At 73.8% G+C, this 25182-nt stretch carries 20 protein-coding genes; 8 read left to right on the top strand and 12 right to left on the bottom strand.

Annotation, left to right across the window (positions count from 1 at the left end):
- Window positions 1-163 precede the first annotated feature (163 nt).
- The 6 genes from ACGF7U_RS23960 to ACGF7U_RS23935 form a co-directional block, all read right to left on the bottom strand.
- A complete protein-coding gene (locus ACGF7U_RS23960) occupies window positions 164-1168 on the bottom strand; it encodes a serine hydrolase (RefSeq protein WP_393110121.1) in 1005 nt (334 codons plus the stop codon).
- Window positions 1169-1254: 86 nt separating this feature from the next.
- A complete protein-coding gene (locus tag ACGF7U_RS23955) occupies window positions 1255-2199 on the bottom strand; it encodes an SDR family NAD(P)-dependent oxidoreductase (protein WP_393110119.1) in 945 nt (314 codons plus the stop codon).
- A complete protein-coding gene (locus ACGF7U_RS23950) occupies window positions 2196-3380 on the bottom strand; it encodes a zinc-dependent alcohol dehydrogenase (protein WP_393110117.1) in 1185 nt (394 codons plus the stop codon). Before ACGF7U_RS23950 ends, ACGF7U_RS23955 begins: the two co-directional genes overlap by 4 nt.
- A 453-nt stretch (window positions 3381-3833) precedes the next feature.
- Window positions 3834-4598, bottom strand: a complete 765-nt coding sequence (locus ACGF7U_RS23945) for a succinate dehydrogenase/fumarate reductase iron-sulfur subunit (protein WP_393110115.1) — start codon at window positions 4596-4598, stop codon at window positions 3834-3836.
- Complete coding sequence (locus tag ACGF7U_RS23940) at window positions 4595-6532, bottom strand: fumarate reductase/succinate dehydrogenase flavoprotein subunit (protein WP_393110113.1); 1938 nt, start codon at window positions 6530-6532, stop codon at window positions 4595-4597. The genes ACGF7U_RS23945 and ACGF7U_RS23940 overlap by 4 nt, the downstream gene beginning before the upstream one ends.
- Before the next feature lies 1 nt (window position 6533).
- Window positions 6534-7265, bottom strand: a complete 732-nt coding sequence (locus ACGF7U_RS23935; RefSeq protein ID WP_393110111.1) for a succinate dehydrogenase cytochrome b subunit — start codon at window positions 7263-7265, stop codon at window positions 6534-6536.
- 35 nt (window positions 7266-7300) lie between these two features.
- Between ACGF7U_RS23935 and ACGF7U_RS23930 the strand changes: the two genes are divergently transcribed.
- Window positions 7301-8230 (top strand): LysR family transcriptional regulator, encoded by a 930-nt coding sequence (locus ACGF7U_RS23930; RefSeq protein ID WP_393110109.1) that lies wholly within the window; start codon window positions 7301-7303, stop codon window positions 8228-8230.
- Window positions 8231-8328: 98 nt separating this feature from the next.
- Window positions 8329-9678, top strand: coding sequence for an FAD-dependent oxidoreductase (locus ACGF7U_RS23925; protein WP_393110107.1), 1350 nt, complete (start codon window positions 8329-8331; stop codon window positions 9676-9678).
- A gap of 88 nt (window positions 9679-9766) precedes the next feature.
- On the opposite strand, the gene hrpA is transcribed toward ACGF7U_RS23925, so the two are convergent.
- Entirely contained in the window at window positions 9767-13810 is a 4044-nt protein-coding gene (gene hrpA, locus ACGF7U_RS23920; protein WP_393110105.1) for an ATP-dependent RNA helicase HrpA, read from the bottom strand.
- A gap of 134 nt (window positions 13811-13944) precedes the next feature.
- On the opposite strand from hrpA, the gene ACGF7U_RS23915 reads away from it, so the two are divergent.
- Window positions 13945-14388 carry a cytidine deaminase family protein gene (locus ACGF7U_RS23915; protein ID WP_393110103.1) on the top strand — a complete coding sequence of 148 codons (444 nt, stop codon included), beginning with the start codon at window positions 13945-13947 and terminating at the stop codon, window positions 14386-14388.
- A gap of 72 nt (window positions 14389-14460) precedes the next feature.
- Here the strand turns inward: ACGF7U_RS23915 and ACGF7U_RS23910 are convergent, their stop codons facing one another.
- Window positions 14461-14820: a YciI family protein gene (locus ACGF7U_RS23910; RefSeq protein WP_393110101.1), complete on the bottom strand. Its 360-nt coding sequence runs from the start codon at window positions 14818-14820 to the stop codon at window positions 14461-14463.
- A 152-nt stretch (window positions 14821-14972) separates the two neighbouring features.
- On the opposite strand from ACGF7U_RS23910, the gene ACGF7U_RS23905 reads away from it, so the two are divergent.
- Genes ACGF7U_RS23905 through ACGF7U_RS23890 form a run of 4 tightly spaced genes read left to right on the top strand, consistent with a single transcriptional unit; the run spans window position 14973 to window position 19053 of the window.
- Entirely contained in the window at window positions 14973-16019 is a 1047-nt protein-coding gene (locus ACGF7U_RS23905; protein WP_393110099.1) for a FecCD family ABC transporter permease, read from the top strand.
- 55 nt (window positions 16020-16074) lie between these two features.
- Entirely contained in the window at window positions 16075-17172 is a 1098-nt protein-coding gene (locus ACGF7U_RS23900; protein WP_393110097.1) for a FecCD family ABC transporter permease, read from the top strand.
- Window positions 17173-17197: 25 nt separating this feature from the next.
- Window positions 17198-18109, top strand: coding sequence for an ABC transporter ATP-binding protein (locus tag ACGF7U_RS23895; protein WP_393110095.1), 912 nt, complete (start codon window positions 17198-17200; stop codon window positions 18107-18109).
- Window positions 18109-19053, top strand: a complete 945-nt coding sequence (locus ACGF7U_RS23890; RefSeq protein WP_393110093.1) for an ABC transporter substrate-binding protein — start codon at window positions 18109-18111, stop codon at window positions 19051-19053. Before ACGF7U_RS23895 ends, ACGF7U_RS23890 begins: the two co-directional genes overlap by 1 nt.
- Window positions 19054-19163: 110 nt before the next feature.
- Here the strand turns inward: ACGF7U_RS23890 and ACGF7U_RS23885 are convergent, their stop codons facing one another.
- The 4 genes from ACGF7U_RS23885 to trmB form a co-directional block, all read right to left on the bottom strand.
- A complete protein-coding gene (locus ACGF7U_RS23885; protein WP_393110091.1) occupies window positions 19164-19877 on the bottom strand; it encodes a hypothetical protein in 714 nt (237 codons plus the stop codon).
- Between the two features lie 380 nt (window positions 19878-20257).
- Window positions 20258-20902, bottom strand: coding sequence for a hypothetical protein (locus ACGF7U_RS23880; protein ID WP_393110089.1), 645 nt, complete (start codon window positions 20900-20902; stop codon window positions 20258-20260).
- Between the two features lie 119 nt (window positions 20903-21021).
- Complete coding sequence (locus tag ACGF7U_RS23875; RefSeq protein WP_393110287.1) at window positions 21022-23526, bottom strand: DEAD/DEAH box helicase; 2505 nt, start codon at window positions 23524-23526, stop codon at window positions 21022-21024.
- 110 nt (window positions 23527-23636) lie between these two features.
- On the bottom strand, window positions 23637-24266 hold the full coding sequence (trmB, locus tag ACGF7U_RS23870; RefSeq protein ID WP_393110285.1) for a tRNA (guanosine(46)-N7)-methyltransferase TrmB: 630 nt from the start codon (window positions 24264-24266) through the stop codon (window positions 23637-23639).
- Window positions 24267-24491: 225 nt separating this feature from the next.
- Here trmB and ACGF7U_RS23865 point away from each other — a divergent pair, with 225 nt between their 5' ends.
- Window positions 24492-25178, top strand: a complete 687-nt coding sequence (locus ACGF7U_RS23865; protein WP_393110283.1) for a hypothetical protein — start codon at window positions 24492-24494, stop codon at window positions 25176-25178.
- Window positions 25179-25182 lie beyond the last annotated feature (4 nt).

The raw sequence follows: 25182 nt of genomic DNA, 5'->3' as shown, positions 1-25182 counted from the left end.
CGGGGGGGGGGGGGGGGGGGGGGGGGGGGGGGTGTGGGGGGGGGCCGGGGGCGGGGGGGGGGGGGGGGGGGGGGGGGGGCCCCCCCGCGGGGGGGGGGGCCCCCCCGCGCCGGGATCTGCGTCACCGTGCCGGGCGGGCCGCGATGGCGCGGGTCCGCGTCGCTCAGCCGCCGTTGCTGGGCCGCTGCACCGCCGGCCGGTGGGTGACGCCGGTGCCGGTGAGGCGGTCGACCGCGGCGAGGAAGCGCCGGCCCATCCGGGCCCGGGCCTCGACCGCCGGGTGGGTGGCGCCGTAGTCGTCGGCGCCGGCCTGGCCGTCGGCGAAGAGGGCGTACGTCAGCACGGGCGCGCCCGCCGCGTCGAAGATCACCCCGGCCTCGTGGCGGGCGTCGGCGAACCAGCCGGCCTTCGTGGCGATCCTGGCCCGCTCGGTCGAGGACATGACGCGCCGGATGCCGTCGGTGTACGCGACGGGGGCGCGCAACTGCCGCAGCACGAACGCCGTGGTGGCCGGCGAGAGCAGCGTGCCGCCCACCAGCGCGCGCAGCAGGTCGTGCGTCTCGCGGGGGGTGCTGGTGCCGAGGAAGAACCGGTTCGGGTTGGCCACCGGCTGCACCTGCGTGTTCGGGAAGCCCTTGTCCCGCAGGATCTGGTTGAGCTCGGCGGCGGGGCAGACCAGGCCGCAGAGCCGTACCGCCGTGTCGTCGGAGACGGTCAGCAGGTTGGCCAGCACGTGGCCGAGGGTCACGAAGCTCGGGTACGCCCCGTCGAGGCTGAACATGCCGTCCCCACCGGTCACCACGATCGCGGCGGTGACCTCGACCCGCTGGTCGAGCGTCAGCAGCCCCCGGTCGACCTTGTCCAGCACGGCCGCCGCCACCGCGATCTTGTTGACGCTGTAGGCCTCGATCCGCCGGTCCGGCTCGTCGGCCACCGCCACCACCGGCTCGCCGGCCGGGTCCGCGACGCTGACGTACGCCTGCCAGTTGCCGCCGGCCTCCTCGACCTGCCGGGCGTAGCTGGCGGCGACCCGGCGGGCCGCCTGCGCGGGGGTGGCCGGCGCGGTCTCGTCGCCGGCGGACGCCGGGACGGCGGTGCCGAGCACCGTGCCGGCCGTGGCCACCGTGCCGAGTCCCAGCGCGGTCCTGCGGTTCACCCGGATGGTCAATCGTCTCTCCCGTCGTGGAGGGCCGGAATGTCTCCCGGCCGACCACCCTAGGCGAAATGGACCATCTCGGTGACCCGTGAAATCGTTCATCGCAGCCGTTTTCGCGCCGCCGCGAGGACGGGTCCGGGGAGGTGACCGACGGCCCGGACCACCCGGCCCAGGTCGGGCAGCCAACCGCCGCGCACGGCCGCGCTGGCCTGGTCCGGCGCGAACACCACCCCGTCGTGCGGCGCCACCGGGCGGTCGGTCAGCCCGGCCAGCCGCATCAACGGCCCGACGAGTGCGTCGTAGACGCCGGGCAGGGCGGTGAAGCCGACGCGCATGATCACGTTGGCCCGGCCCACCGACACCTCCCGGCGGGGTCGCTCCGCGCAGTCCACGACGGCCCGCGCCACCCGCTCCGGCGTGGTGATCGGCAGCGGCGGCCGGCCGGTGCGGCCCAGGTAGTTCGCGGCCCGCTGGTAGACCGGGGTGTCCACGCTGCCCGGGTTGACGATGCAGACGCGTACGCCCGGCGTCTCCCGGGCCTCCTGCTGCAACACCCGGGTCAGCCCCTGCAACCCCCACTTGCTCGCCACGTAGGCGCTCAGGTAGGGCGCGGTGATGTGTCCGAGCACCGATCCGGTCAGGATGAGCGTGCCGCCGCCGGCCGTCCGGAAGCGCTCCAGCGCCGCCCGGGCCACCGCGGCGGCGGCCAGCAGGTCGGTGCGTACGACATGCTCGAAGACCCGCTGCGGGGTCTCCTCGAACCGGCCGTAGACCATCACCGCCGCCGTGTGCACCCAGACGTCGATCCCGCCGAACCGGCCGACGGCCGCGTCGGCGAGCGCCGCCGGCGCGCCGTCGGTGGTGACGTCGACGGGCACGTCCAGCACCTGCGCGCCCATGGCCCGGCACTCGTCGCGGACCTCGGCGAGGGTGCCGGCGCAGCGCGCCGCGAGCACGAGCCGGTCCCCGCGCGCCGCGAACGCCCGGGCGGCCGCCCGGCCGATGCCGCTGGTCGCACCGGTGACGACCACCGTCCGGCTCACGGCGCGAGCACGACCTTGACGCAGCCGTCCTCCTTCTTCTGGAACATCTCGTACGCCTGCGGCGCCTGCGCCAGCGGCACCCGGTGGGTGCGCAGGTCCGCCACGCCGAGCGGGTCGTCGTCGCCGGAGAGCAGCGGGATGATCTCGTCGGTCCAGCGGCGCACGTGGCACTGGCCCATCCGCAGCTGGATGCCCCGGTCGAACATTTCCATCAGGGGCATGGGGTCGACCTCGCCGCCGTACACGCCGGAGATCGAGACGGTGCCGCCGCGTCGGACGGCCTTGAGCGCGGCCTTGAGCACGACGAGCCGGTCGACGCCGACCTTGTCGGTCAAGGTCTGGGCGACCTTGTCGGGCAGCAGCCCGGCGGCGGTCTGGGCGAGCTTGCCGAGGGGCGCGCCGTGCGCCTCCATGCCGACCGCGTCGATCACCGCGTCGGGGCCGCGCCCGTCGACCAGGTCGATGAGGGCGTCCGGCACGTTGTCGAGCTTGCTGACGTCGAGCACCTCGATGCCGTGCCGGCGGGCCATCGCCAGCCGCTCCGGGACCAGGTCCAGCCCGATCACGCGGTCGGCGCCGAGGTGGCGGCCGATGCGGGCGCAGAACTGGCCGACCGGCCCCAGTCCGAAGACGGCGAGGGTGCCGCCGCGCGGCGTGTCGGCGTACCTCACCGCCTGCCACGCCGTCGGCAGGATGTCCGACAGGTAGAGCCAGCGCTCGTCGGGGCCGGTGTCGGGCACCTTGATCGGGCCGAACTGGGCGTGCGGCACCCGCAGGTACTCGGCCTGCCCGCCGGGGACGGAGCCGTACAGCGAGGTGTAGCCGAACAGCGCGGCGCCCTTGCCCTGCGAGGTGACCTGGGTGGTCTCGCACTGGGCGTAGAGCTGTCGCTCGCACATCCAGCAGGTGCCGCAGGAGATGTTGAACGGCACCACGACGCGGTCGCCCGGCTTGAGCCGGGTCACTCCCGGACCGACCTCCTCGACGACGCCCATCGGCTCGTGCCCGAGGATGTCGCCGGGCTTGAGGAACGGCCCGAGCACCTCGTAGAGATGCAGGTCGGAGCCGCAGATCGCGGTCGAGGTGATCCGGACGATCGCGTCGGTCGGCTCCTCGATACGCGGATCGGGCACCTCCTCCACCCGTACGTCCCGCTTGCCCTGCCAGGTCAGTGCCTTCATGTCCCGTCGTCCCTCCTCGTGCCGTCCCCGGAGGGCTACCCGCCGCTGCCGAGTTGAACCGGTTCCGGCCGCGCGGGTGGGCGGGTGTGGCCCTGGCCGGGCGGGGCGGGCGGGCCTGGCCGGGCGGGCCGGGCCACGGCGAGGGCCGGACCGGCGCCGCTTGTCTTCCCGTCGTCCGCGAGGTCGCCCTCCGCCCAGTTCGCTCGCGCGCTGTCGAGCTGATGTCGCAGACGATTCAGCTCGACAGCGCGCGACCAGACGGCTGCGACGGCCCGGCCCGGGCGCGACCGGCCAGACCGACGAGGAGGAGGCAGGGGCTACCGGGCCGGGGCGGTACTGGCTGCGACCGCGTGGCGGCGGCCGCGAGCGCCGGGGCGGCATGACAAGGGCCGCCGCGTTCCGGGAGGATGCGGCGGCCCTTGTGCCGGCGTCGCCGGCGTGACGTGCGCGGGCTCAGGCGCCCGGGGTGTTGTCGCCCCGCTTCGAGGTGGCCACCAGGTAGTCGCGGTTGAGCCGGCCGATGGTGTTCAGCGGGATGCCCTTCGGGCAGACCACGGTGCACTCACCGGCGTTGGTGCAGCCGCCGAAGCCGGCCTCGTCGTGCGCGTCGACCATGCCGATCACCCGGGTGTAGCGCTCCGGCTGGCCCTGCGGCAGCAGCGAGAGCTGGGTGACCTTGGCGGCGGTGAAGAGCATGCCGGAGCCGTTGGGGCAGGCGGCCACGCAGGCGCCGCAGCCGATGCACTCCGCCGCCTCGAAGGCGGCGTCCGCGTTGGCCTTGGCGACCGGGGTGGAGTGCGCCTCGGGGGCGCTGCCGGTCGGCGCGGTGATGTAGCCACCGGCGGCGATGATCTTGTCGAACGCGCTCCGGTTGACCACCAGGTCCTTGATGACCGGGAACGCCCGCGCCCGCCACGGCTCGATGTCGATCGTGTCGCCGTCGGAGAACTGCCGCATGTGCAGCTGGCAGGCGGTGGTGCCGCGCTGCGGCCCGTGCGCGTTGCCGTTGATCATCAGACCGCACATGCCGCAGATGCCCTCGCGGCAGTCGTGGTCGAACGCCACCGGCTCCTCGCCGGCCAGGATCAGCCGCTCGTTGAGCACGTCGAGCATCTCCAGGAAGGACATGTCCGGGGAGACGTCGTCGACCTTGTAGGTGACCATCCGACCCTTGTCCTCGGGGCCGGACTGGCGCCAGATGCGCAGGGTCAGGTTCACTTGTAGCTCCGCTGCGTGGGGTGGACGTATTCGAACTTCAGGTCTTCCTTGTGCAGCACCGAGGGCTCGCCCGTGGCGGTGAACTCCCAGGCCGCGACGTACGCGAAACGCTCGTCGTCGCGCTCCGCCTCGCCGTCGGGCGTCTGGTGCTCGGCCCGGAAGTGGCCGCCGCAGGACTCCTCGCGGTGCAGGGCGTCGATGCACATCAGCTCCGCCAGCTCGAAGAAGTCGGCCACCCGGCCGGCCTTCTCCAGCGACTGGTTGAGCCCCTCGCCGTCGCCCGGCACCCGGACCCGCTGCCAGAACTGCTCACGCAGGGCACGGATCTCGCCGATCGCCTTGCGCAGCCCGGCCGCGCTGCGCTCCATGCCGCAGTGCTCCCACATGATCTGGCCCAGCTCGCGGTGGAACGAGTCGACGGTCCGGTCGCCGTTGACCGCCAGCAGCCGCTGGATCCGGTCCTCGACGTCGGCGCGCGCCTGCACGGCCGCCGGGTGGCTGGCGTCGACCTTCTCGAACGGCCCGGCCGCCAGGTAGTTGGCGATGGTGTTCGGCAGCACGAAGTAGCCGTCGGCCAGGCCCTGCATCAGCGCCGAGGCGCCGAGGCGGTTCGCGCCGTGGTCGGAGAAGTTCGCCTCACCGATCACGAACAGGCCCGGGATGGTCGACTGGAGGTCGTAGTCGACCCAGAGGCCGCCCATCGTGTAGTGCACGGCGGGGTAGATCCGCATCGGGACCTCGTACGGGTCCTCGCCGGTGATCCGCTCGTACATCTGAAAGAGGTTGCCGTACTTGGCCTCGATGGCCTTGCGGCCGAGCCGGTTGATCGCGTCGGCGAAGTCGAGGTAGACGCCGAGCCCGCCGGGGCCGACGCCGCGCCCCTCGTCGCAGACGTTCTTCGCGGCGCGGGAGGCGATGTCCCGGGGGACCAGGTTGCCGAAGGAGGGGTAGATCCGCTCCAGGTAGTAGTCGCGCTCGTCCTCGGGGATGTCCTTCGGGCTGCGGTCGTCGCCCTTGGCCTTGGGCACCCAGACGCGGCCGTCGTTGCGCAGCGACTCGCTCATCAGGGTCAGCTTCGACTGGTGGTCGCCGGAGACCGGGATGCAGGTCGGGTGGATCTGCGTGTAGCAGGGGTTGGCGAAGTACGCGCCCTTGCGGTGCGCCCGCCAGGTGGCGGTGACGTTGCAGCCCTTGGCGTTGGTGGAGAGGTAGAAGACGTTGCCGTAGCCGCCGGAGGCGAGCACGACCGCGTCCGCGAACTCCGTGGTGATCTCGCCGGTGACGAGGTCCCGCACGACGATGCCCCGGGCCTTGCCGTCGACGACGATCAGCTCCAGCATCTCGTGCCGGGCGTTCATCTCCACGTTGCCGAGGCCGATCTGCCGCTCCAGCGCCTGGTACGCGCCGAGCAGCAGCTGCTGGCCCGTCTGGCCCCGGGCGTAGAAGGTGCGCTGCACCTGCGCGCCGCCGAAGGAGCGGGTGTCCAGCAGGCCGCCGTACTCGCGGGCGAACGGGACGCCCTGGGCGACGCACTGGTCGATGATGTTGACCGACACCTCGGCCAGCCGGTGGACGTTGGACTCGCGCGAGCGGAAGTCGCCGCCCTTGACGGTGTCGTAGAACAGCCGGTGCACCGAGTCGCCGTCGTTGCGGTAGTTCTTGGCGGCGTTGATGCCGCCCTGAGCGGCGATGGAGTGCGCCCGGCGCGGGCTGTCCTGGTAGCAGTAGGACTTGACCCGGTAGCCCTGCTCGGCGAGCGTGGCGGCGGCCGAGCCGCCGGCCAGGCCGGTGCCGACCACGATCACGGTCATCTTCCGGCGGTTGGCCGGATTGACCAGCTTGGCCTCGAAGCGGCGGCGCTCCCAGCGGGTCTCGATCGGGCCCTCGGGGGCCTTGGTGTCGGCGATCGGGTCGCCCTCGGTGTAGAGATCCATGTCAGGACACCAATCCGGTGAGTACGGCGAACGGGACCACCAGGAAGCCGGCGCAGAGCGCGACGGCGAAGACCAGCGCGGCGGTGCGTGCCCGGCGCTCGCCCTTGGGGGTCTGCTGCCCCAGGCTGCGGAACGCGCTGAACGCCCCGTGCCGCAGGTGGAAGCCCAGCGCGACGATCGCCAGGGTGTAGAAGAGGGTGACGTACCAGCGCTCCGGCGCGAAGTCGGCGACGACGTTGGCGTACGGCTTGGTCGGGTCGCCGACCGGGTTCAGGTGGCCGGTGGTCAGGTCCAGCAGGTGGTAGATCACGAAGAGCAGGATGATGACCCCGCCCCAGCGCATCGTGCGGGCCGCGTAGCTGCCCTGGACCTTCGGGCGGTGCGCGTACCGGACCGGTCGGGCGGCGCGGGAGCGCCGGGCGAGCGCGGTGGCGGCGGCGATGTGCGCCACGACGGCGACGGTCAGCACGGCGCGCTGGATCCACAGGAACCAGACGCCCGGCAGCAGCGGCTTGCCGATGTCGCGCAGCCAGTGCGCGTAGTGGTCGAACGAGGTCTCCCCCGTGAACACCTTCAGGTTGCCGATCATGTGCAGGATGAGGAACAGCACCAGGATGATGCCCGTCACCGCCATGACGGCCTTGAGGCCGACGTTGGAGCGGATGGGCGACCGTGTTCTCGTGACTACCACCCGAACGACGCTAGGAGCACTTTGATCAGTCGTCCAATGCATCGACCTCGCAGTCTTGATAGCTATAGGCTATGTAGGTGCAGCTCCATCAGCTGAAGTACTTCGTAGCGGTCGCTGAAGTCCGACATTTCACCCAAGCAGCCGATCTGGTGGGCATCACACAGCCCTCCCTGAGTAAGCAAATTCACGCCCTTGAGGACGGCCTCGGCGCCCCGCTCTTCGAACGGGTAAGGGGCAACATCGCCCTCACCGCGGCGGGGGAGGTGCTGCTGCCGCTGGCCAAGCGGATCCTCGCCGACGTGGACACCGCGACCCGCGAGGTGCAGGAACTGGTCGGCCTGCGACGCGGCCGGGTCCGGCTCGGCGCCACCCCCAGCCTGGCCACCTCGCTCGCCCCGCCGGTGCTGCGCCGGTTCCGCGACGCCCACCCCACCATCGACCTGCGGGTGGAGGAGAGCGGCTCGCAGGACCTCGTCCGGGACCTGCTCCGCGGCGACCTCGACCTGGCGCTGATCATCATGCCGGCGCAGGGCACCGACCCCGGGCTGCGCGCGGACCCGATCCTGCGGGAGAGCCTGGTGGTCGCCTCGGTGGAGGAGCTGCCGACGGCCCCCGGCGCGACCCAGCTGCGCGTCGACGACCTGCGCGACCAGCCGATGGTCATGTTCCGGGAGGGCTACGACCTGCGCGACGCCACCATCCAGGCCTGCCGGGAGGCCGGTTTCGAGCCCACCATCGCCGTCGACGGCGGCGAGATGGACGCCGTACTGAGCTTCGTCGAGGCCGGGCTGGGCGTCGCGCTGGTGCCCGGCATCGTGGTGGCCCGCCGCGCCGGCGTCCGGGTCACCCGGTTGGCCCCGCCCGGCGTCCGGCGGACCATCGCGGTCGCCCGCCGCCGCGACGTGGTGCCCACCCACGCCGGCCGGGAGCTGCGCCGGATACTGCTGGAGTACGTCCGCGACGCCACCACCGACGGCGACCTGCCCCCCGGCGTCGAGCCGCTCTGACCCGCCGGCCAGCGGCCCGCCGGTGGACCGCTGGCCGGCGGGTCAGGTGCGCAAGGCGGAAGACGAGACCCGGCCGTCGGCGCGCCTACGCTGCCCGCATGGCAAGCGGCAGCGCCGTGGTGATCGGCGCCAGCGTGGGCGGCCTGCTGGTCGCCCGCGCCCTCACCGAGGCGTACGACCGGGTCACCCTCGTCGACCGCGACGCGCTGCCCGAGCGGGCGGCAAGCCGCCGGGGCGTGCCGCAGGGGCGGCAGTTGCACGTCCTGCTGGCCCGGGGCCGACAGGCGTTCGAGGAGCTGCTGCCCGGCATCTGCGCCGAGCTGACCGCGAACGGTGTGCCCTCGGTCGACCTGCACGAGCAGGTCCACTGGTACAACGACGGCCACCGGATGCGGCGCGCGCCGTCGCCGCTGCTCGGCTTCGGGGTCAGCCGTCCGCTGCTGGAGCAGGTGGTCCGGCAGCGGGTCGCCGCCCTGCCCGGGGTACGCATCCTGCCGGGCTGCGAGGTGGCGGGGCTCACCACCACCGCCGACCGGCGCCGGGTCACCGGCGTGCGGCTGTGCCCCCGCGACGGGGAGCCGCGCACCCTCGACGCCGACCTGGTTATCGACGCCGGCGGCCGGGGCACGCGCAGCCCGGTCTGGCTGGCCGAGCTGGGCTACCGGCCGGCGCCCGAGGAGCGGGTCCCGGTCGGGGTCACCTACGTCACCCGCACCTACCGGCGCGAGCCGCACCACCTGGAGGGGCTGCTCGGGGCGCTCACCAACGCCGTTCCCGGCCAGCCCAGGGGCGGCATCGTCGCCGTGCAGGAGCAGGACCGGTTCGCGGTGGCGCTCAGCGGCATGTTCGGCGAGGAGCCGCCGGCCGACGACGAGGGGATGGCCGCCTTTGCCGACCGCCTCGCCGCCCCGCAGATCGCCGACCTGCTGCGCACGGCGCAGCCGGCGGGCCCGCCGGTGACGATGAGGTTCCCGGCCAGCGTGCGGCGCCGCTACGAGCGGCTGCGCCGCTTCCCGGCCGGCTACCTGGTGGTGGCCGACGCGTTGTGCAGCTTCAACCCGGTCTACGGGCAGGGCATGACGGTGGCCGCGCTGGAGGCGCTGCTGCTGTGCCGGCTGGTCCGCCGGCGGCCGGCCGGGCTGGCCCGCGGCTTCTTCCGGGGCGCGGCCCGCCTCATCGACGGGCCGTGGTCCATCGCGGTCGGCACCGACCTGCGCTTCCCCGAGGTGCCCGGCCGGCGTTCGGCGCGCGTGCGCCTCGTCAACGCGTACGTGGCGCGGCTGCACGTCGCGGCGACCCGGGACGCGGCGTTGGGCGCGGCGTTCCTGCGGGTGCTGAACCTCGTCGACCCGCCGGCGCGGCTGCTCGCCCCGCCCGTGCTGCTACGGGTGCTGCGCGGTGCGCCCGGGTCGGCACGCCGGCCAGCCGCGCCCGTGTCGGCGGGCTGACCAACCGGCGCGCCCGTGTCGGCGGGCTGACCAACCGGCGCGCCCGTGTCGGGGGCCCGACCGGCCGGTCACCCCGCGCCCGCCGCGCTCACCTGCCCTCGGCGTCGTCCATCGCACGGTAGATCCGCTGCTCCGACACCGGGTACGGGGTGCCCAACGCCTGGGCGAAGACGTTCACCCGCAGCTCCTCGATCATCCAGCGGATCTGCCGGACCGCCGTCGACTGCCGGCGGCTCGGGGGCAGCGCGGCGAGCATGTCCTGGTACTCCTTCTGCACCACCGCGATCCGGTCCTGCTGCTGCTTGTCCCGCTGCGGATTGCCGGGCAGCCGGTCCAGCCGCCGCTCGACGGCGGTGAGGTAGCGCAGCAGGTCGGGCAGGCGCGCGTACCCGGTCTCGGTGACGAAGCCGGCGTGCACCAGCCCGGTGAGCTGGGCCCGGATGTCGGCCAGCGCCGCCACCACGGCCAGGTTCTGGGTCTTGCCGAGCCGCTGCTCCACCGCGTACGCGGCGGCGAGCACCCGGCGGACCCGGTCCATCACCTCGACCACGGTGTCCACCAGGTCGGCGCGGACCTTCTCGCGCAACGCGGCGAAGCCCTCGGCGTCCCAGGCCGGCCCGCCGGCGTCGCCGATCAGTTTGTCGATCGCCGCCCCGGCGGCGTCCTCGATGAGCTGTTGCACGCCGCCGTGCGGGTTGCGGCTCAGCGCCAGCTTCGCCTCGTTGCTCAGCCGCCCCTGGAGGAACCTCGCCGGCGACGGCACGGTCAGCCGCAGCAGCCGCCGGGTGCCCGCCCAGTGCGCGGCCTCCTGCTCGGCCGGCGAGTCGAACACCTTCACGCCGACCGTGCCGCCCTCGTCGACCAGCGCCGGGTACGCGGTGACCGCGTAGCCGGACCGGACCTGCTCGATGGTGCGCGGCAGCGTGCCGATGCTCCAGTCGCTCAGCCCGGTGCGCGCCACGTCCGGCGCGGCGGCGGCCACCACCTGGCGTACCTCGGCCTTGAGCTGGCGTTGCAGGGCCGGCAGGTCCTTGCCCTCGGCGACCGGCTTGTTCTCCTCGTCGAGCACCCGGAAGCTGACCCGCAGGTGCGCGGGCAGCCGGTCGAGATCCCAGGCGTCGCGGGGCACGGTGACGCCGGTCATCCGGCGCAACTGCCGGGTCAGCGCGTCCAGCAGCGGCTCCTCGCCGGCCGGCATCGCGGCGAGCGCCGCGCGGGCGTAGTCGGGCACCGGGACGAAGTTGCGGCGCACCGCCTTGGGCAGCGAGCGGATCAGCGCGATCACCAGCTCCTCGCGCAGCCCCGGCACCTGCCAGTCGAAGCTCTCCGCCGGCACCTGGTTGAGCAGCGGCAGCGGGATGTCGACGGTCACGCCGTCGGCCGGGGTGCCCGGCTCGAACCGGTAGGTCAGCGGCAGGGTCACCCCGTCGGCGGACCACTCGTCGGGGTAGTCGGCCTCGTCCACCCCGCCCCGGCCGGCGTTGACCAGCAGCTCCCGGGTGAAGGTGAGCAGGTCCGGCTGCTCCCGGCGGGTCTTCTTCCACCAGGCGTCGAAGTGCCGCCCGGAGACCACGTCGGCCGGGATGCGGGCGTCGTAGAAGTCGAAGACGGTCTGGTCGTCGACGAGGATGTCGCGGCGGCGGGCCCGGTTCTCCAGCTCCTCGATCTCCGAGCGCAGCCGCTGGTTGTCGCGCCAGAAGTGGTGGTGGGTCTGCCAGTCGCCCTCGACCAGGGCGTGCCGGATGAACAGCTCCCGGGACAGCGCCGGGTCGATCCGGCCGAAGTTGACCTTGCGCGAGGTGACCAGCGGGATGCCGTAGAGCGTCACCTTCTCGTACGCCATCACGGCGGCCTGCTTCTTCTCCCAGTGCGGCTCGCTGTAGCTGCGCTTGACCAGGTGCTGGGCGAGCGGCTCGACCCACTCCGGCTCGACCCGGCCGTTCACCCGGCCCCAGAGTCGGGAGGTCTCCACCAGTTCGGCGGCCATCACCCAGCGCGGCGGCTTCTTGAACAGCGCCGAGCCGGGGAAGAGCGCGAACTTCGCGCCCCGGGCGCCCAGGTACTCGTGCTTCTGGGCGTCCTTCAGCCCGACGTGGGAGAGCAGGCCGGCCAGCAGCGACTGGTGCACCTTCGGGGTGTCGATCTCCTCCGGCAGGTCCGCGCCGCCCCGGCGCCGAGCACCGTCGGCGCCGGCCTCCCGCCCCGGTCGCCCGCCGCCCTGTTCGGGGGTACGCAGCACCTGGCGCAGCTGGCTGACGATGTCCTGCCACTCGCGTACCCGCAGGTAGTTGAGGTACTCGGCCTTGCACATCCGGCGGAACGCGCTGGAGGAGAGCTCGCGCTGCTGCTCGCGCAGGTGCCGCCACAGGTTGAGCAGCGTCACGAAGTCCGACTCGCGGTCGGTGAACCGGGCGTGCGCCTGGTCGGCCTGGGCCTGCTTGTCGGCGGGCCGCTCGCGCGGGTCCTGGATCGACAGCGCGGCGGCGATCACCATCACCTCGGTGGCGCAGCCGTTGCGCTCGCCCTCGACGACCATCCGGGCCAGCCGGGGGTCGACGGGTAGTTGGGCGAGCCGTCGGCCCAGCGGGGTGAGCCGCTTCGCCGGGTCCGTCTCGGTCGGGTCCAGTGCGCCCAGCTCGTGCAGCAGGTTGACGCCGTCGGTGATGTTGCGCCGGTCCGGCGGGTCGATGAACGGGAACGCGGCGATGTCGCCGAGGCCGATCGAGGTCATCTGGAGGATGACCGAGGCGAGGTTGGTGCGCAGGATCTCCGGGTCGGTGAACTCCGGGCGGGACAGGAAGTCCTGCTCGTCGTAGAGGCGGATGCAGATGCCGTCCGAGGTGCGCCCGCAGCGCCCCTTGCGCTGGTTGGCCGACGCCTGGGAGACCGGCTCGATCGGCAGCCGCTGCACCTTGAGCCGGCTGCTGTAGCGGGAGATGCGGGCGGTGCCCGGGTCCACCACGTACTTGATGCCGGGCACGGTGAGCGAGGTCTCCGCGACGTTGGTCGCGAGCACCACCCGGCGCCCGGCGTGCGGGGCGAAGACCCGGTGCTGCTCGGCGGTGGAGAGACGGGCGTAGAGCGGCAGGATCTCGGTGCCGCGCAGCGCCGGCTTCTTCTCCACCAGCTTGCCCAGCGCGTCGGCGGTGTCCCGGATCTCCCGCTCGCCGCTGAGGAAGACCAGGACGTCGCCGGGCCCCTCGGCGGCCAGCTCCTCGACGGCGTCGCCGATGGCCTGGATCTGGTCGCGGACGTTCTCCTCGTCGTCCCCCTCGTCCTCGCCCTCGGCCACCTCGACCAGCGGCCGGTAGCGCACCTCGACCGGGTACGTGCGCCCGGAGACCTCGACCACCGGGGCCGGTACGCCCTCCGGCGCGTCGGCGGTGGGCGGCCCGGCGAAGTGCCGGGCGAACCGCTCGGTCTCGATGGTCGCCGAGGTGATGACCACCTTCAGGTCGGGCCGGCGGGGCAGGAGCTGCTTGAGGTAGCCGAGGATGAAGTCGATGTTGAGGCTGCGCTCGTGCGCCTCGTCGATGATCAGCGTGTCGTACTGGCGCAGCATCCGGTCGGTCTGCAGCTCCGCGAGCAGGATGCCGTCGGTCATCAGCTTCACCAGGCTGCGGTCGCTCACCTGGTCGGTGAAGCGCACCTTGTAGCCGACCACGTCGCCCAGCTCGGTGCCGAGCTCCTCGGCGATCCGGTCCGCCACCGTACGCGCGGCCAGCCGGCGCGGCTGGGTGTGCCCGATCAGGCCGTTGATCCCGCGTCCCAGCTCCAGGCAGATCTTGGGCAGCTGCGTGGTCTTGCCGGAGCCGGTCTCGCCGGCCACGATCACCACCTGGTGGTCGCGGATCGCCGCGGCGATGTCGTCCTTGCGCTCGCTCACCGGCAGCTGGGCCGGATACGTGACGGTCGGCACGGCGGCCCGCCGGCTCTCCAGCCGCGCCTCGGCACGCGCCACGTCGGCGGCGATCTCGGCGAGCGCCGACTCCCGGCGCTCCGGATCGCGCAGCCGGCGTACCCCGTCCAGGCGCCGCTGCAGACGGCGCTGGTCGCGGAACATCAGGGGGCGGAGGCGGCGGTGCAGCTCGCGGACGGGATCGGTCGCGGCGGGTGCGGCTGGATTCTGCATGTCGTCGCCAAGGATAGGCAGCCGGCGGCCGGACCGCCCCCGGGTTACCGGCCCGCCCGCCGCGCGCGCCCGCGGGCGCGCGCCGACGGGTCTAGAGTTGGGCGCCGACCGACGTCGAACCACGGGGATGCGCGATGACCATGCGGGACACCGACCGGGCCCTGGTGCAGGCCGCCACGGCGGTCGCCAAGCTGCGCTGCCGCAGCGAGAACCACACGGTCGCCGCCGCCGCGCGTACCACCGACGGCCGGGTCTTCACCGGGGTGAACGTCTACCACTTCACCGGCGGCCCCTGCGCCGAGGTGGTCGCGGTCGGCGCCGCCGCCACCCAGGGCGTCACCGAGCTGGAGACGATCGTCGCGGTGGGCGACCGGGGGCGCGGGGTGATCCCGCCCTGCGGGCGCTGCCGGCAGGTGCTGCGCGACTACTTCCCCACCATCCGGGTCATCGTCGGGCCGATGGACGCGCTGCGCGTGGTGCCGGTCGCCGAGCTGCTGCCGGAGACGTACGTCTGGGCCGACCACCAGCTCGACGAGGGCCCGTCACTGCCGGGGGCCCGCGCGGGCGCGGACGGCTGACGGGCGGGCGGCGCGGGCGGCTGGCGGGCGGCGCAGGCGGCTGGCTGGCGGGCGGCGCGGACGGCTGGCGGGTCAGTCGCCGGCGGCGGCCTCCAGCATCGACCGGGGGACCGGCACGCTCTCGAACCGCACGTTGCCCTCCGGGACCATCCAGCTCATCACCTGCACGGCCAGCCGTCCGGCCCGCACCGCCGGGTCGTTGTGGTACAGCTCGCGAGCCTCCTGCGGCGAGACGGAGAGCACGACGAACCCGCGCAGCCGGTCGTCGTCGGCGTCGACGAACGGCCCCGCGGCCAGGACGAGCCCCTGCTCCACCAGCCCCGCCTGGTGGGCGAGGTGCGCGTCCTGCAACCGGTCCGCCGCGTCCAGCGGCAGCTCGGGGGCGTCCGGCGGCCGCACCAGGAGCACGACGGTGTGCTGGTCGAATCGCATGCCCACACCCTAGGGCGACGCGGGCCGCCGTCGCCCGGAACCGGCGCTGTCGGCCCTGGTCAGGCGGCGCAGGATAGACGACCGCGAGTTAGGTCCGGTCCGGCCGGTCAGCTAAGGTAAGGCGAACCTAAGCGCGAACGTGCAGGAGCCTCGTGACCACCCTCGCCACCCGACCGGCCCCGGCCGGCGCCCAACCCCGCGCGCGTGGTGGCCGCCGGGTGGCCGTCACCGTCGCGGCCGCGCTGGCGCTGCTCCTCGCGGTGCTGGCGAGCTTCGCGCTCGGCAGCCGGTCGCTCGCCGTCGACGAGGTGTGGGGCGCGCTGGTCAGCCCGGACGGCGGCGAGGCCACCACCATCGTCCGGGAACTGCGGATGCCGCGTACCGCCCTCGGTCTCGCCGTCGGGCTGGCGCTCGCCGTCGCCGGGCTGCTCTTCCAGGCGCTCACCCGGAACCCGCTGGCCGAGCCGCGGATCCTCGGGATCAGCGCCGGCGCCTCGTTCGGCGTCGTGCTGGCCATCTCCGTCTTCGGGGTGGGCACCCTCGCCGGGTACGTCTGGTTCGGCATCGGCGGCGCGCTCCTCGCCGGCCTGCTGGTCTTCGCCGTCGCCACCAGCGCCCGCGAGGGCGCCAGCCCGGTCACCCTCGCGCTGGTCGGTGCGGCCCTCGACGCCAGCCTCGCCTCCGTGGTGTACGCGCTGCTCAGCATCGACGCCCGCACCTTCGAGGACTACCGGTTCTGGGTGGTCGGCGGGCTCACCGGCCGGGATCTCTCGGTGGCCGTCCAGGTGCTGCCGTTCGTGCTCGCCGGGCTGGCGCTGGCCGCCCTGGTCGCCCGCGGCCTGGACGCGCTCGCCCTCGGCGACGACGTGGCCCGGGGCCTCGGGCACCGGATCGGGCTGGTCCGCCTCGGCGGCGGCGCGGCCGCCGTGCTGCTCACCGGGGCGGCCGTGGCCGCCGCCGGGCCGATCGCCTTCGTCGGGCTCGCCGTGCCGCACCTGGCCCGCGCCCTGGTCGGCGCCGACCACCGCTGGACCCTGGCGGTCTCCGCGCTGCTCGGGCCCGCCCTGCTGCTCGGAGCCGACGTCGTCGGCCGGCTCGTCGCCCCGCCCGGGGAGGTGCCGGCGGGCATCGTCACCGCCCTCATCGGCGCTCCGCTGCTGGCCTACCTGGTCCGCCGCGCGAAGGTGGTGACCGCGTGACCGCCCCCGCCCCGCTGCTGGCCCACCCGGTCCGCCGCGCGAAGGTGGTGACCGCGTGACCGCCCCCGCCCGCCCCGCCGCCCCGCGGGCCGCCGAGCGGCCGGCGCGACGTCCCGCCGTCGCCGGACTGCCGGGGCGCTCGCTGGTGCGGGTCGGCCCGGTCAGCGTGCAGGTCCGCCGCCGCTCGGTGCTGGTCGCCGCCACGCTGGTCGTGCTGCTGCTGGGCGCCGGGGTGCTCAGCCTCTCCCTCGGCACCCCGTACGTCGCCCCGGCCGACGTGCTGCGCGCCATCTCCGGCGCCGGCACCCCGTACGACCTGGTGGTCTTCGAGCTGCGGCTGCCCCGGCTGGTGCTGGCCGCGGTGGCCGGCGCGGCCTTCGGGGTGGCCGGCACGCTAATCCAGAGTGTGGCCCGCAACCCGCTCGCCAGCCCGGACGTCGTGGGCATCACCCAGGGCGCCGGCCTCGCCGCCACGGTGGCCCTGACCGGCGGGGCGGCGGCCGTGCTCGTCGCGCCGGCGGCGCTGGTCGGCGGCCTGGTCGCCGCCGCGCTGCTGTTCGTCCTCGGCGCCCGGCACGGGCTGGCCGCCCAGCGGTTCGTGCTCGCCGGGGTGGCCGTCGCCTTCGCGCTGCGGGCCCTGACCGAGGTGGTCATGCTCACCGCCGACCCGATCGACGGGCTCCGCGCGCAGATCTGGCTGATCGGCACGCTCGCCGGCAAGGGTTGGACCGAGGCCCTCTGGATCGCCGGCACCCTGGTCGCGCTCCTGCCCGTGCTCGCCTGGGCCGGCTGGGCGCTGAACAGCACCGCCCTGGACGACGACACCGCCCGGGGGATCGGCCTGCGCCCGGTGGCCCGCCGGGTCGGCCTCGCCGGCACCGGGGTGCTGGCCGCCGCGATGGTCACCGCCCAGGTCGGCGCGGTCGACTTCGTCGCCCTGGTCGCCCCGCAACTGGCCCGGCGGCTGGTCCGCGCGGAGCGCCCGCCGCTCGTCTGCGCCGCGCTGCTCGGGGCGCTGCTGCTGGTGCTGGCCGACCTGGCCGGGCGGCGGCTCTTCGCGCCCACCCAGCTGCCCGCCGGCGTGCTGACCGCCGCCATCGGCGGCCCGTACCTGATCTTCCTGCTGGTCCGTGGCCGCCGGCGGTCCTCGTGATGTCCCACCCTGGCAAGGAGGCGTGATGCTCTCCACCCGCGACCTGGTCGCCGGCTACGACGAACGGACGGTGCTGGACGGGCTCGACCTCGACCTGCCCGCCGACGCGTTCACGGTGATCGTCGGGCCCAACGCCTGCGGCAAGTCCACCCTGCTGCGCACCATGGCCCGCCTGCTCACCCCCCGCCGGGGCGCGGTGCTGCTCGACGGCGCCGCCATCCGGGACCTGCCGACCCGCGAGGTCGCCCGCCGCCTCGGCGTGCTCCCGCAGAGCCCGCTGGTGCCGGAGGGGGTGACCGTCGCCGACCTGGTCGGCCGGGGCCGGCAGCCGTACCAGCGGTGGTGGCGACAGTGGTCCGAGGAGGACAGCGTCGCGGTGGACCGGGCCATGGCGCTCGCGGACGTGGCCGGGCTGGCCGGCCGGGCCGTGGACACCCTCTCCGGCGGTCAGCGGCAGCGCGTCTGGATCGCCATGACCCTCGCCCAGGACACCGAGGCGCTGCTGCTCGACGAGCCGACCACCTTCCTCGACCTGGCCCACCAGGTGGAGGTGCTCGACCTGCTGCACCGGCTGCGCGTCGAGCGGGGCCGCACCGTGGTCGCCGTGCTGCACGACCTCAACCAGGCCGCCCGGTACGCCGACCATCTGGTCGCGATGCGGGCCGGCGCCGTGGTGGCCGCCGGACCACCCCGGGAGATCCTCACCGCCGACCTCGTCCGGGACGTCTTCGGGCTCGACTGCGTGGTCGTGCCCTGCCCGGTGACCGGGGCGCCCCTCGTGGTGCCCGCGCTCACCAGCCCCTCGCTGGCCCGGCCGTCCGACACGGCCGACCTCGTCAGCTCAGCTCCGGCGGGGCTGCCGGCCCCGGCAGCCCGCCCCTCGGCCGAGGACGCGCTCACCCCGCGCACCGGCTCGTACCCCTCGAAAGGAATCTGATGCGTCGTCTCGCCGCCGCCCTCACCGCGGCGCTGGCCCTCGGCGTCGGCCTCACCGCCTGCGGTGAGAGCGACCCGGTCGCCGGCACCACCACCGGGGAGACCCGGGAGATCGTCCACGCGATGGGCACCACCAAGGTGCCGGCCGACCCGAAGCGGGTCGTGGTGCTCGACACCGACAAGATCGACACCGCGCTGTCGCTCGGCGTCACGCCGGTCGGCGCCGCCGTCGCCAGCCAGGCGAAGAGCTGGCCGACCTACTTCGGCGAGGAGAAGCTCGCCGGCATCAAGGAGGTCGGGGTGCTCACCGAGCCCGACCTGGAGGCCATCAACGCCCTCAAGCCGGACCTGATCCTGGGCAGCAAGTTCCGCCAGGAGAAGTTCTACAACGAGCTGGCCGCCATCGCGCCGACCGTGTTCACCGAGAAGGTCGGCGTCACCTGGAAGGAGAACTTCCTCCTCGACGGCAAGGCGCTGGGCAAGGAGCAGCAGGCCAAGGACCTGCTCACCGCGTACGAGACCCGGGCCAAGGAGTTCGGCGCCAAGCTGGGCGACGCCGCCAACCGCAAGGTGTCCATCGTCCGCTTCATGCCGACCGAGATCCGGGTGTACGGGCCGGACTCGTTCTCCGGCATCGTCATCGGCGACACCGGTCTGGGGCGGCCCGAGCGGCAGCTGCTGACCGGCAAGGAGGACCGGCGGATGGACCGGGTCAGCCCGGAGCGCATCGGCGAGGTCGACGGTGACGTCATCTTCGTGACCGCGTACGGCGAGCAGGCCGCCGCCGAGCAGGCCAAGGTCACCGGCGGGACGCTGTGGAAGGCCCTGCCGGCGGTCAAGGCGGGCAAGGCGCACGTCGTCTCCGACGAGATCTGGATGACCGGCATCGGCGTCGGCGCCGCCAACAAGATCCTCGACGACCTGGAGAAGTACCTCGCCGCCTGACCGGCAGCCCCCGCCAAGATCCGCGCAACTTCACCGAAGATGCTGCCTCGTGCGGCGTCGAGGCAGCACTTGCCCCGAAGTTGCGCGGATCTTGGCGTCAGCGGGCGCGTTCAGCGGGTGCGGGTGCGGGTGCGGGTGCGGAGAGCGTGGTGGAGTTCGGCGAGGAAGCCGTCGAAGTCCTCGCCGAACCGTTTTGCGGTCACGTGCAGCACGATCCAGTCCTCGCCGAGCAGGCGGTTGAGGCGTCGCCGGTCGCGGTGGAACTGCTCGGGATCGTCGTGCCAGAGCCCGTCGTATCCGACCGCGACCCGGAGATCGGGCCACGCGAGGTCGAGGCGCGCGACGAACCGGCCGTCCCGCTCGCCCACGAACCGGGTGACCGGCCTCGGTAGGCCGGCCAGCACCAGCCGGACCCGCAGCCGCGATCCCTGGACCGACTCCGCCCCCGGGTCGGCGAGCTCCGCCACCCGGAGCATGCGCTTGCATCCCCGCAGCCCGAGGCGGTCGTGCGCGCTGCCCCGCAGCTCGTCGATCTGCACGAGCCGCTGCCCGGCGAGCCCGTCCACCCGGGCGACGGCCTCCTCCACCGGGAGCCACTGCGCCAGATCCCAGCAGGTGCGCAGGGGCGTGGTCACCGGGATCCCGGTCTTGAGCCGCACGTCGGCCTCGGCAACCTCGGCGGTGCGCACGGAGAGGCCGGCCACGGGCCCGAAACGCTGCCCCACGGGCACCAGCACGTCGAGTGGCTCGGCGACGCCGACCGACCCGACACCGTAGAGCGCCGCGGCGCTGCGTCCGGCGATCGCCGCGCCCGACGGCAACACCCACCGAGCCGCCGCCAGGCGGCGCGTGCCGTGGAAGACCGGCAACCGGGCGTCGGCGTAGACGTCTCGGAACAGCGGCCGCCACGCCCTGCTGCCAGCTCGGCCCGGGTCAGCAATCCCCGGCCACCACCTGGGAGCCTCGGAAGACGCGTCCTCGCAGCTCGTGCGGGCGTCGAGGTGGAACGGGCATGCGGCAACCCCGACGGGCACCGCACGTCTCCGCAGCCCCTGCGGACACCCCTGCGGTGACATCTCACGCCAAGATCCGCGCAACTTCACGGAAGATGCGGCCTCCCGAGCGGCAGAGGCAGCAACTGACGGGATGATGCGCGGATCCTGGCATGTGGTCGATGCCGTGCGGAGGGCGGGGAGGGGAGGGGTCAGGCGGCGGTGGCCCAGATGGCCTGGAAGGCGGCCGCCTCGCCGGCCAGCCAGCGCTCGATCTGCTCGGGTCGGGCGTCGGCGGGCATGCGGTGGGCCTCGCCCCGGCGGACGTCGACCAGGAGCGGCTCGGCGTGCGGGAGCACCGCGTCCATGTGCCGGGCCATCAGGTGCAGGGTGGCGAGCACCGCCTCCGGGCTGGGCGGGGTCTCGTCGAAGTGCAGGCGGACGGCCTCGGCGCGACCGTCGGCGTGGCGTACGCCGAAGTGAGGGTTGATCTTGACGGGCAGGTCGCCGAGCATGGCGAGCGCGTCGCGGGTCTGGGCGAGGTCGACGGCCCGCGGCTCGCCGAGCGAGTGCAGCCAGGCCTTCGCGCCGGGGACGAGTGCCTCGTAGAGCGGGCGCCAGCGGGGCTTGACCACGTCGACCACCTGCTCCAGGTGTGTGCCGCCGGTGTGGAAGGCGATGTCGGCCTTGAGCGCCTTGACGAACTGACCGTGCGGGTTGAAGCCGGAGCGGCTGGCCCGCTGCTTGCGCAGGCCCCCGACGAAGGTGGCCTTGGTCGGGCCGGTGCGGTCGACGTAGCGGGTGAAGCCGAGCAGGGTGGCGTAGGGGGTGAGTGGGACGGAGGCGGGCGTGGTCACGGACGTCCTCCCAGGTCAGGAACTCGATTAGTACATACATTCTAATCGACGGGTGTGACATCGCCCAGGGAACGAAAGGGGCCGCCCGGGCATCCCGGACGGCCCCTCGAAACAAAAAGCTAGAGCTGCCCCACCGAGGTGATCCGGACGACCGCGGCGCCGGCCTCGTCGGAGGCGGCGAGGTCGACCTCGGCGCTGATGCCCCAGTCGTGGTCGCCCTCGGGGTCGTCCAGGATCTGCCGCACCGTCCACCGGTCCCGGCCCTGCTCGATCATGAGCAGCGCGGGCCCGCGCGCGTCCGGTCCCACCCCGATCCCGTCGTACGCCTCGAAGTACGGCTCCAGCGCGTCGGCCCAGGCGTCCGCGTCCCAGCCCGACGCGGCGTCGAGCTCGCCGAGGTCGTGCCAGCGGCGCAGCGCCGCCAGCTCCACCCGCCGGAACAGGGCGTTGCGCACCAGCACCCGGAAGGCGCGGGCGTTGCGGGTCACCGCCGGCGGCCGGTCCTCCAGGGACGAGGCGACCTCCGCCACGTCGGTCGGGTTGCGCAGCCGCTCCCACTCGTCGATCAGGCTGGAGTCGACCTGGCGGACCAGCTCGCCGAGCCACTCGATGAGGTCGACCAGCTCGTCGGTCTTGGCGTCCTCGGGCACGGTCTGCCGCAGCGTCTTGTACGCGTCGGCGAGGTAGCGCAGGACGAGGCCCTCGGAGCGGGTGAGGGAGTAGAACTGCACGTACTCGGTGAAGGTCATCGCCCGCTCGTACATGTCCCGCACGACGGACTTGGGGGAGAGCTGGTGGTCGGCCACCCACGGGTGCCCCTGCCGGTACATCTCGTACGCCGAGTCCAGCAGCTCCGCGAGGGGCTTGGGCCAGGTCACCTCGTCGAGCAGTTCGAGCCGGGCCTCGTACTCGATGCCCTCGGCCTTCATCGCGGCGACCGCCTCGCCGCGGGCCTTGAACTGCTGCGCGGAGAGCACCTGGCGCGGGTCGTCGAGGATCGACTCGATCACCGACAGCACGTCGAGGGCGTACGAGGGGGACGCGACGTCGAGCAGCTCGATCGCCGCGAGGGCCAGCGGCGACAGCGGCTGGTTGAGGGCGAAGTCGAGCTGGAGGTCGACGGTGAGGCGGACCCGCCGGCCGGTCTCGTCCGGCTCGGCGAGTTGCTCGACGACCCCGCCGGCGCGCAGCGCGCGGTAGATCGCGATGGCGCGCCGGATGTGCCGACGCTGGGCGGCCCGGTCCTCGTGGTTGTCGGTGAGCAGGTGCCGCATCGCGGCGAACGCGTCGCCGGGGCGGCCGATCACGTTCAGCAGCATCGAGTGGCTGACCTGGAAGCTGGAGGTCAGCGGCTCGGGCTCGGCCTCGACGAGGCGCTCGAAGGTGGGCTTGCCCCAGCCGATCGACCCCTCCGGCGGCTTCTTGCGCACCACCTTGCGCCGCTTCTTCGGGTCGTCGCCGGCCTTGGCCAGGGCCTTCTCGTTGTCGATGACGTGCTCGGGGGCCTGCACCACCACCCGGCCGATGGTGTCGAAGCCGGCCCGCCCGGCCCGCCCGGCGATCTGGTGGAACTCGCGGGCCTTGAGCAGCCGGGTGCGCACGCCGTCGTACTTGCTCAGGCCGGTGAAGAGCACGGTGCGGATCGGCACGTTGATCCCGACGCCGAGGGTGTCGGTGCCGCAGATGACCTTGAGCAGGCCGGCCTGGGCGAGCGTCTCCACCAGCCGGCGGTACTTCGGCAGCATGCCGGCGTGGTGCACGCCGATGCCGTGCCGGACCAGCCGGGACAGCGTCTTGCCGAAGCCGGAGGTGAACCGGAAGTTCCCGATCGCCTGCGCGATCATGTCCTTCTCGGCCCGGGTGCAGACGTTCACGCTCATCAGCGCCTGGGCGCGCTCCAGCGCGGCGGCCTGGGTGAAGTGCACGACGTACACCGGGGCCTGCTTGGTCTCCAACAGCTCCTCCAGGGTCTCGTGCAGCGGCGTCATCGCGTACGAGAAGAGGAGCGGGACGGGCCGCTCGGCGGAGCGGACGACGGCGGTCGGCCGGCCGGTGCGCCGGGTCAGGTCGTCGACGAAGCGGGTGGTGTCGCCCAGCGTCGCCGACATCAGCACGAACTGGGCCTGCGGCAGCTCGATCAGCGGCACCTGCCACGCCCAGCCCCGGTCCGGCTCGGCGTAGAAGTGGAACTCGTCCATGATCACCTGACCGACGTCGGCCCGGGCGCCCTCGCGCAGCGCGAGGTTGGCCAGGATCTCGGCGGTGCAGCAGATGATCGGGGCGTCGGCGTTGACGCTGGCGTCGCCGGTCAGCATGCCGACGTTGTCGGCGCCGAAGACCTCGCAGAGGGCGAAGAACTTCTCCGACACCAGCGCCTTGATCGGCGCGGTGTAGAAGGTCGTCCGGTCGTCGGCCAGGGCCGCGAAGTGCGCCGCGATCGCGACCAGGCTCTTGCCGGAGCCGGTCGGCGTATTCATGATCACGTTGGCGCCGGAGACGATCTCGATGACCGCCTCCTCCTGGTGGGGGTAGAGGTCGAGGCCGCGCTCCTTCGCCCAGCCGGCGAACGCGTCGAAGAGGGTGTCGGGGTCGGCGCTTGTCGGCAGCGCGGCGGTGAGCGTCATAGCGGGTCCCATGGTGCCTGGATCATGCCCCCGCGCGCCAACCGGCCCGGCGGGTCGAGCCTCGGATAGGGCCCCTCGCGCGACGGAACCCGTCGACAGGGCCCTTCCGCTCACGGTCGGCGGTAGATCAGGTCGAAGACCGGGCGGCCGGCCGTCAGGGCCCGGCGCTCGAACTTGGTCACCGGGCGGTGCGGCGGGCGGGGGGCGAAACCGTCGTGCGCGTTGGCCAGCCCCGGGTCGGCGTCCAGGGTCTCCCGCATCGCCTCGGCGTACTCGGCCCAGTCGGTGGCGCAGTGCAGGGTGCCGCCGGGCGCGAGTCGGGAGCGCAGCAGCGCGACGTGGGCCGGCTGGATGATCCGCCGCTTGTGGTGCCGCGACTTGGGCCAGGGGTCCGGGAAGAAGACGTGTACCGCGTCCAGCGCCGCCTCCGGCAGACCCGCGACCAGGTCCAGGGCGTCGCCCTGCGCCACCCGCACGTTGCGCAGGCCGAGCCGGTCCACCAGGTCCAGCAGGTTGGCGATTCCGGGCGTGTGCACCTCGACCGCCAGATAGTCTCGATCCGGGTCGGCGGCGGCCATCGCGGCGGTGGTGTCGCCCATCCCGGAGCCGATCTCCATCACCACCGGGGCGCGGCGACCGAACAGGCCGGCCAGGTCCACCGGCGTGCCGGGCTCGTCCGGGACGCGCAGGCCGTGGACCGGCCAGAGCCGGTCCAACGCCTCCGTCTGGCGGCTGCTCATCCGGCCGCGGCGCGGATGGAAGGTGCGGATCGTCCGGGCGGCGGGCGGCGTGGGCGCGGCGGCGGCGAGGTCGGTGGAGGTCACAACGACCCGAGCGTACGCGACGGTCGCGCCGGATCGGATGTGATGTTCGCCCGGGGATGAGAGGATCCATCCCGTACGGCAGACCGGGTGTCTGGTGTTGCCCGGCACTGCCCCAACGCGCCGGGAGGGGGCGTCGTGTCGGTGCACCGCGGCGGTCTGGCGCTGGCGACCGCGACCGTGCTCGTCGGCCCGCTGCTCGCGACCGCGCCGGCCGCGGCCGCACCCTCGACCACCGTCCTCACGACCACCGCCCGCACGGGTTCGGGCAGCCCTGTTGTCATCGGCCTCCCGGCCGGTGGGCACTTCGCTGCCGCCGGCCTCTCCGGTGCCGTCGGGCAGCCCGCGGCCCTCGGCTGGCGGGCGGAGCCCGCGCCGGTGGGCGCGCCCCAGCCCGTCCCGCCGGAGACCGCCGTCTTCGTGGAGGTCAGCCCGAGCACCGTCCAGCCGGGCTTCCTGGTCGGCATCCGGGCCAGCTGCCGGGACAACTCGATCCCCGCGACGGTGGTCTCGGACGCCTTCGGTCGGGTGCAGGTGCAGCCGCAGCGCGGGCTGTTGACGGCCGCGCCGATGGTGCGGGAGCGCACCCGGCCCGGCAACTACCGGATCAAGCTGGAGTGCCGTGACGGCGAGACCGCCTCGACCATGCTCCAGGTGGTCAAGGCGGTGAAACCCAGCCGCGGCCCGGCGACGGGCTTCGGCGGGGGCGCCGGCGGCTTCACCGGCGGGCTGCTGCTCCCCGGTGGCATCGCGTTGACCGTGACCGGCATCGTCCTCGCGGTGCTCGCGGCGCGCCGGCCCCGCTCCGTCCGTGGCGTGGCCCGACGCTGAGCCC

Origin of the sequence: Micromonospora sp. NPDC047670 (assembly GCF_043204915.1) — a bacterium.
In the GTDB taxonomy this organism is placed as follows: Bacteria; Actinomycetota; Actinomycetes; order Mycobacteriales; family Micromonosporaceae; genus Micromonospora.
The sequence above is the reverse complement of the archived record's forward strand: the minus strand, read 5'-3'. Positions and strand labels throughout refer to the sequence as shown.

Excerpts from the sequence above, each read along its gene's own strand:
- ACGF7U_RS23915 (WP_393110103.1), top strand. The coding sequence starts at position 13,945 with ATGACCATGCGGGACACCGACCGGGCCCTGGTGCAGGCCGCCACGGCG.
- ACGF7U_RS23950 (WP_393110117.1), bottom strand. The coding sequence starts at position 3,380 with ATGAAGGCACTGACCTGGCAGGGCAAGCGGGACGTACGGGTGGAGGAG.
- trmB (WP_393110285.1), bottom strand. The coding sequence starts at position 24,266 with ATGAGCAGCCGCCAGACGGAGGCGTTGGACCGGCTCTGGCCGGTCCAC.
- ACGF7U_RS23890 (WP_393110093.1), top strand. The coding sequence starts at position 18,109 with ATGCGTCGTCTCGCCGCCGCCCTCACCGCGGCGCTGGCCCTCGGCGTC.
- ACGF7U_RS23875 (WP_393110287.1), bottom strand. The coding sequence starts at position 23,526 with ATGACGCTCACCGCCGCGCTGCCGACAAGCGCCGACCCCGACACCCTC.
- hrpA (WP_393110105.1), bottom strand. The coding sequence starts at position 13,810 with ATGCAGAATCCAGCCGCACCCGCCGCGACCGATCCCGTCCGCGAGCTG.
- ACGF7U_RS23895 (WP_393110095.1), top strand. The coding sequence starts at position 17,198 with ATGCTCTCCACCCGCGACCTGGTCGCCGGCTACGACGAACGGACGGTG.
- ACGF7U_RS23940 (WP_393110113.1), bottom strand. The coding sequence starts at position 6,532 with ATGGATCTCTACACCGAGGGCGACCCGATCGCCGACACCAAGGCCCCC.
- ACGF7U_RS23935 (WP_393110111.1), bottom strand. The coding sequence starts at position 7,265 with ATGCATTGGACGACTGATCAAAGTGCTCCTAGCGTCGTTCGGGTGGTA.
- ACGF7U_RS23925 (WP_393110107.1), top strand. The coding sequence starts at position 8,329 with ATGGCAAGCGGCAGCGCCGTGGTGATCGGCGCCAGCGTGGGCGGCCTG.
- ACGF7U_RS23910 (WP_393110101.1), bottom strand. The coding sequence starts at position 14,820 with ATGCGATTCGACCAGCACACCGTCGTGCTCCTGGTGCGGCCGCCGGAC.